The organism is Rhodospirillales bacterium (assembly GCA_016872535.1).
Taxonomy (GTDB): domain Bacteria; phylum Pseudomonadota; class Alphaproteobacteria; order Rhodospirillales; family 2-12-FULL-67-15; genus 2-12-FULL-67-15.
Map to the genome: position 1 here is coordinate 1 of VGZQ01000093.1, position 10,441 is coordinate 10,441.

Annotated in this window: 9 protein-coding genes; 7 read left to right on the forward strand and 2 right to left on the reverse strand. The window is 64.0% G+C overall.

The genetic code is table 11. The annotated features are described in order from the left end of the window. Window positions 1-203 precede the first annotated feature (203 nt). Both FJ311_14330 and FJ311_14335 read right to left on the reverse strand, forming a co-directional pair. Window positions 204-1,712, reverse strand: a complete 1,509-nt coding sequence (locus FJ311_14330) for an anthranilate synthase component I (GenBank protein MBM3952615.1) — start codon at window positions 1,710-1,712, stop codon at window positions 204-206. 43 nt (window positions 1,713-1,755) lie between these two features. Then, a complete protein-coding gene (locus FJ311_14335) occupies window positions 1,756-3,642 on the reverse strand; it encodes a hypothetical protein (GenBank protein MBM3952616.1) in 1,887 nt (628 codons plus the stop codon). A gap of 790 nt (window positions 3,643-4,432) precedes the next feature. Between FJ311_14335 and FJ311_14340 the strand changes: the two genes are divergently transcribed. From FJ311_14340 to FJ311_14370, 7 genes are all read left to right on the forward strand, one after another. Further along, window positions 4,433-5,200, forward strand: a complete 768-nt coding sequence (locus FJ311_14340) for a triose-phosphate isomerase (protein ID MBM3952617.1) — start codon at window positions 4,433-4,435, stop codon at window positions 5,198-5,200. 81 nt (window positions 5,201-5,281) lie between these two features. Further along, window positions 5,282-5,596, forward strand: a complete 315-nt coding sequence (gene secG, locus FJ311_14345) for a preprotein translocase subunit SecG (protein MBM3952618.1) — start codon at window positions 5,282-5,284, stop codon at window positions 5,594-5,596. 165 nt (window positions 5,597-5,761) lie between these two features. Further along, window positions 5,762-7,387, forward strand: coding sequence for a CTP synthase (locus FJ311_14350; protein ID MBM3952619.1), 1,626 nt, complete (start codon window positions 5,762-5,764; stop codon window positions 7,385-7,387). Between the two features lie 76 nt (window positions 7,388-7,463). Further along, window positions 7,464-7,733 (forward strand): CopG family transcriptional regulator, encoded by a 270-nt coding sequence (locus FJ311_14355; protein ID MBM3952620.1) that lies wholly within the window; start codon window positions 7,464-7,466, stop codon window positions 7,731-7,733. Further along, window positions 7,733-8,167, forward strand: coding sequence for a PIN domain-containing protein (locus FJ311_14360; protein ID MBM3952621.1), 435 nt, complete (start codon window positions 7,733-7,735; stop codon window positions 8,165-8,167). Before FJ311_14355 ends, FJ311_14360 begins: the two co-directional genes overlap by 1 nt. Window positions 8,168-8,223: 56 nt before the next feature. Further along, window positions 8,224-9,066: a 3-deoxy-8-phosphooctulonate synthase gene (locus FJ311_14365; protein ID MBM3952622.1), complete on the forward strand. Its 843-nt coding sequence runs from the start codon at window positions 8,224-8,226 to the stop codon at window positions 9,064-9,066. Window positions 9,067-9,174: 108 nt separating this feature from the next. Continuing rightward, window positions 9,175-10,441 (forward strand): phosphopyruvate hydratase (locus FJ311_14370; protein ID MBM3952623.1); only part of this gene is annotated, 1,267 nt, incomplete at its 3' end.

A 10,441-nucleotide genomic window follows, 5' to 3' on the forward strand; every position in this document is an offset into this window, starting at 1 on the left:
GCCTGATCCGCGCCCATTCCTTGTCGTTCAGCCAGTAAAGATGCGCCATCCCAGCCTCCGTTCTCCTCGGAGGCTTGAATCACATCTTCGTAGCGTTGAGAATCCCCTAATTGAGTACAGACCCTAGGGCGTGGGTGGCGGCGCGCACCGGACCTGGGATCGCGAACTTGGAGAATATCCGTATTCCGTCCCCCATCGGCGCGTCACGCGAAGTTGGCGGCTTCCTCGGCGGCGCGGATCAGCGCGCGCGCCTTGTTACAGCTTTCCTGGTACTCGCCCTCGGGCGTCGAATCGGCGACCACGCCGCCGCCCGCCTGGACATAGACGGTGCCGTTTTTGATGACGGCGGTGCGCAGCGCTATGCAGGTGTCCATTTCGCCGTTGGCGCCGAAATAGCCGATGCACCCGGCGTAGACGCCGCGGCGCTCGGGCTCCAGCTCCTCGATGATTTCCATCGCCCGGACCTTGGGCGCGCCCGACACGGTGCCGGCGGGGAATCCGGCGAGCAGGGCGTCGATGGCGTCGAACTTGGGGTCGATTTCACCCTCGACGTTGGAGGCGATGTGCATGACGTGCGAATAATACTCGACCGTGAATTCCTCGGTCACCCGGACGGTGCCGACCTTGGCGACGCGGCCGACGTCGTTGCGCCCGAGATCGAGCAGCATCAGGTGTTCGGCGCGCTCCTTGGGATCGGCGAGCAGTTCGGCGGCCAGCGCGCGGTCCTCCTCCGGCGTGGCGCCGCGTTTGCGGGTGCCAGCGAGCGGGCGGATGGTGACCTTGCCGTCGCGCAGCCGCACCAGGATTTCCGGGCTGGAGCCTGCGACCGCGAACGCGCCGAAATCGAGGAAGAAGAGAAAAGGCGAGGGGTTGAGCCGGCGCAGCGAGCGGTAGAACGCGAACGGCGGCAGCTTGAACGGCACCGCGAAGCGCTGCGACGGCACGATCTGAAACGCATCGCCCGCGCGGATGTAGTCGACCGCCTTCGTCACCATGCGGTGAAAAGCCTGGTGGGTCATGTTTGAGGGCGGCAACCCGGCGGACGCGGCCGACGGCGTGGCGGGACGTGCCCCGATTGCGGCGGCGGGAAGCGCGCGACCGAGATCGGCGGCAACCCCGGCCAGGCGCGCCACGGCACGGTCCCACGCCGCCTTGGCGTCCGCGCCGGGCGCGGGGCGGACGGGGGCGATCACGCTCGCCTGTTCGGTCAGGCGGTCGAATACCACCATCACCGTCGGGCGCACGAAAATGCTGTCGGGCACGCCGAGCACGTCGGGCTTGGTCGCCGGAATTTTTTCGACCAGGCGCACCATGTCGTAGGCGAGATAGCCGACCAAGCCCGCCGCCATCGGCGGCAATCCCGCCGGCAGGTCGATCCGCGATTCGCGCTCGAGCGCGCGCAAGGAGGTGATCGCGCCCTGGGAACTCGGCTCGAATTTGTCCGGCGCGCGCTCGGGATCGCGGCAGATTTCGGCGCGGTCGCCGAAGCAGCGCCAGATCACGTCGGGCTTCAAGCCGATGAAGGAATAGCGGCCGCGCACGCTGCCGCCTTCGACCGATTCGAGCAGAAAACTGTTGGCGCGGCCTTCACCCAGCTTGAGGAAGGCGGATACCGGCGTTTCCAGATCGGCGACCAGGCGCGTCCAAACCACCTGCGCCGCGCCCTTCGCGTAAAGGCCGGCAAAGGCGGAAAAATCGGGTTGAACGTTCATGATGGCGCGCGGGGGCTTGCTACTAGTAGATCACCGAAATCGATCATCGAAACAGGCGGTCGAGATTGGCTTCGCGGATCTTGACTGGAATATCCCGACGCAGCGCATTTTCGAACGCCGCGCGCAGTTCATGCCCGTAGGCCTTGGCCAAGTCCTCGGCGATCTTGCCGATGCCGGCGGCGTCCTGCGCCGGATCGGCCGGATGCACCGCGACCAGCCGCACCACGTGATAGCCGTCGGCGACGCGCACGGTCGCCACCTCCCCGGGAGCACCGAGGCCGAACAACGCCGCCGCGACCGGCTGGGGAAGCTTGCCGCCGCCGTCGCGCCCAATCGCGCCGGTTTCGCTCGCGGCGAGATTTCGCTTTGCCGCCGCCGCCTTCAGATCGGCTGCGCGCGCGTCGGCGGCAACGGCATCGGCCGCCGCCTTGGAAAGATCCGCGAGCTTGCGCGCACGCCAGGCGGCGACAACTTCGCTCCGCACCGCATCGAGCGGCTTCAGCGCCGGCGGCGTGATCTTGTCGACGCGCAGCGCGAAGTAACCGTCGTCGCCCATTTCGGTGAGCGGGCTTTCGGAGTTTTCTTCGGTGGCGAAGGCGACCTGGGCCAGAACGTCGAGCGGGGGCAAGCCCTCGCCCGCAACGGGCTTTCCGTCGGGGCCATTGCCGCGCGCGTCCACGCCCGAGATCTTGAGGACGCGGATGCCCACTTTGCCCGCCGCGTCCTCGAGCGAGGCGCCGCCGCCGAGCGCGTCTTCGAAGCGGTTGGCGAGCCCGATCAGGCCGTCATGGGCCTTGTCGCGCGCGACATCCTTGGCGAGCGTCGCGCGCACCTCGTCGAGAGTGGCTTTGCGCGCGGGCTCGACCGCGACCACCTGCACGATGTGCCAGCCGAGCGGCGACTTGAGAGGTTCCGAAGTCCCGCCCGCCGCCAGCGCGAACACCGGATCGGCGAGGTCGGACGGCATCTGGTCGCGCGCGATCAAGCCGAGATCGACGGCGGATGGATCCATTTTCGCCTCGGTCCGGGCGATCTGGACGAAATCGCCGCCCTTCGTCAACGCCTCGGCGGCGCGTTTCGCGGCGCCTTCGTCGGCGAAAACCATTTGCCGGAGACGCCGCCGCTCGGGATGGTCGAACTCGGCCGCGCGGGTTTCGAACGCATGGCGAATGTCGTCTTCGGTGACCGCGATCTCGCGCGCCACTTCGTCGACGCTCATGCGCGCGATGGTAAGCGCGCGGTATTCGGGCGCGGTGAAGCGCGACGCATTGTCGCGGTGGAAGGCGGCGACTTCCTCGTCCGACGGCGCGGCGGGAGCCGTTTGCGCGTCGTCCCGGATCAGGACCGTTTCCGCCGAACGTTTCTCGAATCTTTCGCGGTAAACGGCGTCGACCGCCGCCTTGGGCGCGGCGGGCGGCACCGGCGCGGCCTCGACCAAGGCGTCGCGCAGCATGGCGCGGCGAAGCAGGTCGACGTAGCCCGCCTCGCTGAACCCGGCGGTCATGAGGAACTGGCGGAAACGTTCGCGGTCGAAGGCGCCTTGGGCGCCGCGGAAGGTGGGTGTCGCCTCGATCTCGGCGCGCAGCGCGCGATCGGGAACGACCAGCCCGGCGCGCCGGGCGGCCTGGTCGAGCACCGCTTCCTGGATCAAGCGGGCGAGGACCGCGTTGTAGAGCCCGAGCGCGCGCGCCTGTTCGCGGTCGAAGCGCGCCCCCAGCATCTCGCGCAAGCGGCGGATTTCGCCTTCCGCCTGGCGCTCCACCTCGGCCGCGGAAATCGAGGCGTCGCCGACGGTGGCGACCACGTTGTCCTGTCGGCCGGGAGTGAGAAAATCGCCGATGCCCCAGGCGGCGAAACTGATCACCAGAAGTGCGAACAGAATCCGAGCGATGAGCGAGCCGGAACTTCGGCGGAGGGCATCGAGAACCATGACGGGACCTGACCTGAACTAACTGCAAATCAGCGGATAATCGCGGGGCGCGAAGCGAAGGCGCGGGATGATAGGAGGGGGAGCCCCCCTCCGCAACACGCCCTTCCGGGACGCACGAAGGATGCCGGCGCGGCCCCGACGAAAGGCGCTCGGCGGCCATGCCGTCGTATCAAACCCTTCAGCCGGTTCTGCAACACCAGAAGCGCGCCGCGTCGATCTTGTCGGCGGGCGCTGTCCGATGCGCGCGAACGCGGGTGGTGACATGCGCCTTCTCGAACAGCCGGTAACCTTGGATGGACGCGGCGCTGGCGGTATGAGGGGAAGGAACGGGGTAGGTTTGGGACAATGGATGGTCTCCTTCGCCATACTGATCGTTTACCTATTATATAGGAAATATAGCTTAATTATAGGTTCATGTAAACTGTTTTATGGTGTGTTATAAAAAAATAGGCGTCATTTGTTAAAAACACATTATATAAATGTATAATTTATATAATATAATTTAAATTCAATATATTATAATCTAAAATTGTGATTTATATCTTATAAATTATTATATTATATTGATATAAAATTTAAAAATCATATTAGTAGATAAAATTTGTACTACTAGTAGATTTTTATAGCATTGTTTTTAAATAATATTATTATTTTCGCATACCTGTTGATTTAATCAGCTATTTTATCGATAATTGCTTCACTCAATCCGGCCGTGGAAATAAAAAACTTTTTTTGTTGTTTTTGTCTTCTTGCCTGGTCTTTTTCCAAAATAAAAACCAAAGGTGAACGAATGACCACCCGAAAACCCCTGATCGCCGGAAACTGGAAAATGAACGGCCTCGGCAAGGATGGGGACGAATTGGCTAAAAATTTGGCCGAACGGATAAAAAAAGCCGGGGCAGCCCCTTTTGAGATGCTGGTCTGTCCGCCCTTTACCCTGATTGGACGGGTGGGGGAGGCTTTGGCTGGCAGCACCATCGCCCTCGGCGCCCAGGACTGCCACTCCAAGGCCAAGGGCGCCCACACCGGAGACGTGAGCGCGCCCATGCTCGCCGACCTCGGTTGCCGCTACGTGATCGTCGGCCATTCGGAGCGCCGCACCGACCACAAGGAAACAGACGCCACGGTCCAGGCTAAGGCCGCCGCCGCCCAGGTCGCCGGGCTAATCCCCATCGTCTGCGTCGGCGAAACCGAGGCCGAGCGCGACCAGGACCAGACCATCGCCGTGGTCGCCCGCCAAGTCGCCGGATCGGTGCCGAAAGACTCGACCGCCGCCAACCTGGTCGTTGCCTACGAGCCGGTCTGGGCCATCGGCACCGGCCGCACCCCGACCGCGGCCGAAGTCCAGGACGTACACGCGCGCATCCGCAGAATGCTCGCCGAGGCCATCGGCGCCGGTGAAGCGGCGAAGACCCGCATCCTTTACGGCGGCTCCATGAAGCCCGGCAATGCGGCCGAGCTGCTTGCGCTTGCGGATGTGGACGGGGGCCTGATTGGGGGCGCGTCCCTGGTCGCCGACGATTTCTGGAAGATCGCCGAGGCGGTATCCAAGCGATAGCGGGCAGTCCCAGTTTCTCCTAGCCAGGGAGCGCGCGAACCCTTACAACGCCAGCCCGACAAGGTTCCCAGGGTCGATTCCATGACCACCGTCATTCTCGTCGTCCATCTCATCCTCGCCATCGCGCTGATCGGCGTGATCCTGATTCAGCGCAGCGAAGGCGGCGGGCTCGGCATCGGCGGCGGGGGCGGCATGGGCGGCTTCATGACCGGCCGGTCGACCGCCAATCTCTTGAGCCGCACCACCGCGATCCTCGCCGCCGGATTCATGGCAACCAGCATCACGCTCGCGCTGCTCGCCAACGTCAAACGCGCACCGACGTCGATTCTCGATCAGCCCGCGTCGCCGACCGCGCCGGCGGCGCCGCAGGCCCCGCAAGCGCCGCTCGCGCGCTGAGTTTTTTCGAACTCGTGGCGACTCGTTGCCGCGCACGGGCTCCGTTCCCCTCGCGAACGATTCGCGCGAGCGCGAAGGGTGTTTTTTTACCCCTAACGATCCCGAAATAACGGGCTTCATTTCGTGCTTTCGCCGCGACCCTCCGGCGCTGTAAATTGATCGCCCATGACCCGGTTCATTTTCATCACCGGCGGCGTGGTCTCTTCTCTCGGAAAAGGCTTGGCCTCCGCGGCTCTCGGGGCCCTTCTCCAGGCGCGCGGCTACAAGGTGCGCCTGCGCAAGCTCGACCCCTACATCAACGTCGATCCGGGGACCATGAGCCCCTACCAGCACGGGGAGGTCTATGTCACCGACGACGGCGCCGAGACCGATCTCGACCTCGGCCATTACGAGCGCTTCACCGGCGTCGCCTCGCGTCGTAGCGACAACATCACCACCGGGCGCATCTATTCCGACGTCATCGCCCGCGAGCGGCGCGGCGATTACCTCGGCGCCACCATCCAGGTCATTCCCCACATCACCGACCGCATCAAGCAATTCATCGTCGACGATCTCGACGGCGAGGATTTCGTCTTGTGCGAGATCGGCGGCACGGTCGGCGACATCGAGGGCCTGCCGTTCCTCGAGGCGATCCGCCAGCTCGGCAACGAATTGGGCCGCGAGCGGGCGATGTACGTGCACCTGACCTTGGTGCCGTACATCCCGTCGGCGGGCGAGATCAAGACCAAGCCGACCCAACATTCGGTCAAGGAGCTGCTCAGCGTCGGCATCCAGCCGGACATTTTGCTGGTGCGCACCGATCGCCCGATTCCCGAGGGCGAGCGCAAGAAGATCGCGCTTTTCTGCAACGTACGACGCGAAGCGGTGATTCCGGCGCTCGACATGAAGACCATCTACGCGGTGCCGCTCGCGCTGCACGAGGAAGGGTTGGACGCCGAGGTCTGCCGCTATTTCCGCCTGACCCCGCCCGCGCCGGACCTGACGCGCTGGCGCACCATCGTCGATCGCGTACTCAAGCCGGAAGGCGAGGTGACCATCGCCGTGGTCGGCAAGTACACCGGACTCCTCGACGCCTACAAGTCGCTGGCAGAGGCCTTGGCCCACGGCGGCATCGCCAACAACGTACGCGTGCGCATGAACTGGATCGATTCCGAGATTTTCGAACGCGGGGATTCGGTCCAGCACCTGGAAGACGTGCACGGGATTCTCGTTCCCGGCGGCTTCGGCGAGCGCGGCGCCGAAGGCAAGATCGCCGCCGCCCGCTTCGCGCGCGAGCGGCGGGTGCCTTATTTCGGCATCTGCTTCGGGATGCAGATGGCGGTGATCGAGGCGGCCCGCAACCTCGCCGGCATCCAGGGGGCGTCCTCGACCGAATTCGGCCCGTGCCCGGAACCCGTGGTCGGCATGATGACCGAATGGATCAAGGGCGAAACCCGCGAAAAACGATCGGCCGGGGGCGATATGGGCGGCACCATGCGCTTGGGCGCGTATCCCTGCCGGCTCAGCCCCAACAGCCGGGCGCGCGCCATTTACGCCCAGGACTTGATCTCGGAACGCCACCGCCACCGCTACGAGGTGAACGTCCATTACCTGCCCAGACTCGAAAAGACCGGGCTTCTGTTTTCGGGCATGTCGCCCGACGGCCAGTTGCCCGAGATCGTCGAAATCCCCGAGCACCCCTGGTTCATCGGCGTCCAGTTCCACCCCGAACTGAAATCGAAGCCGTTCGAGCCGCACCCCTTGTTCACGTCCTTCATCCAGGCCGCCGTCAACCAGGCACGGTTGGTGTAGGCACTGATTTGGGCGGCCTCGGGCAACTCCCCGGATTGCCATATTTCCATATCCGTGATATGGAAAACCATACATCATGAAGACGACCCTCAACATCGACGACGGCGTGATGCGCGAGCTGAAGCGCGAGGCGGCCCGGCGCGGAGAAACCATGTCCTCCCTGGTCGAGGCGGGAATTCGCCTCGTGCTCAAGAAGGAGCCGCCCACCAAGAAGCTTCCGCCGCTGCCCAGCTTCGCGAGCGGCGGGGCGCTGGTCGATTACGCCGACCGGGAAGCGCTTTACCGGGCGATGGAAGAAGACGACGACAAGTGGGCCCGGCTTTACGGCCCAAAGAAAAATAAATAATGTTCGTCGTCGATACCAACGTGCTGATCGACGCGGCGGATCGGGATTCTCCCTTCCATGCCCCGTGCCGGAAATGGCTCGAAACCTGGCGGAATCAGACATCCGCCTGGTTCCTGACCTTAGGCGTTTGCTACGAGTTCATGCGGGTCGTGACCCATCGTCGCGCGCTCAAGCAACCTTGGAGCGCCACCGACGCCTGGAGTTTCGTTTCGGGGATTCTGGCTTCGCCCGGGGTTTCGTTGCTGGCCCCGACCGAGCGGCACGCCCGCGTCGCCGAAGAAGTATTCGCGGAAACTCCCGGGCTTTCCGGCAATATCATCCATGACGCGGCGACCGCCGTGCTGATGCGCGAGCATGGCCTCCGCACCATCTACTCGCGGGACGCGGATTTCCACCGCTTCCGCTTCCTCGAAGTCATCGACCCCACGGCCTAATCCGGGGGCCTAAACGGCTGGCTTGGGTCGTCCGAACCCCCTATAAACGGGGCCGTATGAGCGCCCAGAAACACATCAAAATCGGCCGCGTCGCCTTCGGCAACGACCTACCGCTCGCCCTGATCGCGGGCCCGTGCGTGCTGGAAAGCCGGGCGCATGCCCTCGACATGGCGGGCGCGCTGGCCGAGCTTTGCCGCGGCTTCGGCATCGGTTTCGTCTTCAAGACCTCGTTCGACAAGGCCAACCGCACCAGCGCCAAGAGCCCGCGCGGGAAGGGGCTTGCCGCCGCGCTGCCGGTCTTTCGCGCGATCCGCAAGGAGATCGGCTGTCCCGTGATCACCGACGTGCACGAACCCGCCCAATGCGCCGAGGTCGCGAAGGCGGTCGACGCCCTGCAAATTCCCGCGTTTCTCTGCCGCCAGACCGATCTGCTGGTGGCCGCCGCCAAAACCGGCAAGCCCATCAACGTGAAGAAGGGCCAGTTCCTCGCGCCCTGGGACATGGCCAACGTCGCGGCCAAGATCGCGGGCGCCGGCAACAAGAACATTCTTCTTTGCGAGCGTGGCGCGAGTTTCGGCTACAACGCGCTGGTCGCCGACATGCGCGCACTGCCGATCCTCGCTCAGACCGGTTATCCGGTCGTGTTCGACGCCACCCATTCGGTCCAGCATCCGGGAGGGAAGGGCTCCGTCTCGGGCGGCGATCGGCGCTTCGCACCCGTCTTGGCGCGCGCCGCCGTGGCGGTCGGGGTGGCCGGGGTTTTCCTCGAAACCCACCGCGACCCGGACAAGGCGCCGAGCGACGGACCGAACATGATTCAATTCAGTCGCTTAAAAGGTATTCTTGGAATGCTGACGGAGATCGACGCGCTGGCGAAGAAAAATCCCGTCGCTATTTGAATCGAAAAATCACGTTCAATTTATAACTAACTGGAAACATGTGTTTTTTTATAAACTCCATCTCCAGCCGCCATTGGGGATAACCCGGCAAGGACCGCAGAAACAACCATGTCCGAGATCGTCCGAATTTCCGCTCGCGAAATCCTCGATTCCCGGGGCAACCCGACCGTCGAGGTAGACGTCCTCCTCGCTAACGGGGTGATCGGGCGGGCGGCGGTGCCCTCGGGGGCCTCGACCGGTACCCACGAGGCCGTTGAACTGCGCGACAACGACCCGAAGCGCTATGGCGGCAAGGGCGTGAAGAAGGCGCTCGCCGCCGCGACGGGGCCTATCTTCCAGGCGATCAAGGGCCGCGATCCGGCCGAGCGCGAAGCCATCGACCGCGCCATGATCGCCCTCGACGGCACCCCCAACAAAGGGAAGCTCGGCGCCAACGCCATCCTCGGCGTCAGCCTCGCCTGCGCCCACGCGGCGGCAAGGGACAAGGGGCTGCCGCTCTATCGCCACATCGGCGGCGAGAACGCCAACGTTCTGCCGGTGCCGCTGATGAACATCGTCAATGGCGGCGCCCACGCGGACAATCCGCTCGACATCCAGGAGTTCATGATCGCGCCGGTCGGCGCGCCGACGTTCGCGGAAGCGCTGCGCATGGGTGCCGAGGTTTTCCATGCCCTGAAAAAAGCTCTCAAGGACGCCGGCCACAACACCAACGTCGGCGACGAAGGGGGCTTCGCCCCCGGTCTCAGTAACGCCGAGGAGACCTTGGGCTTTATCGCCAAGGCAATCGAAAAGGCCGGCTATCGGCCCGGCGAACATGTCGCCCTGGCCCTCGATTCCGCGTCCAATGAATTTTTTAGGAACGACGTCTATGATCTTGAAGGGGAAGGAAAAAAACTCGATTCCGCCGGAATGGTCAAGTTTTATGACGGCCTCTGTCGGCGTTACCCGATCTTGTCGATCGAGGACGGGCTCGCCGAGGACGACTGGCAGGGCTGGAAGGTGCTGACCGATACCCTCGGCAAGAAAGTGCAACTGGTGGGCGACGACTTGTTCGTCACCAACCCGGCCCGGCTCAAGGACGGCATCGGCCGGGGCGTCGCCAATGCCATCCTGATCAAGGTCAACCAGATCGGAACACTCTCCGAAACCCTGGAGACCATCCAGATCGCGCGCAAGGCCGGCTATCGCTCGGTCATTTCGCACCGCTCGGGCGAGACCGAGGATTGCACCATCGCCGACATCGCGGTCGCGACCAACGCCGGCCAGATCAAGACCGGCTCGCTCTCGCGCTCGGACCGGCTCGCCAAATACAACCAGCTTCTCCGCATCGAGGAGGAATTGGGACCCGCCGCTCGGTATTTGGGCCGCGCCGCTT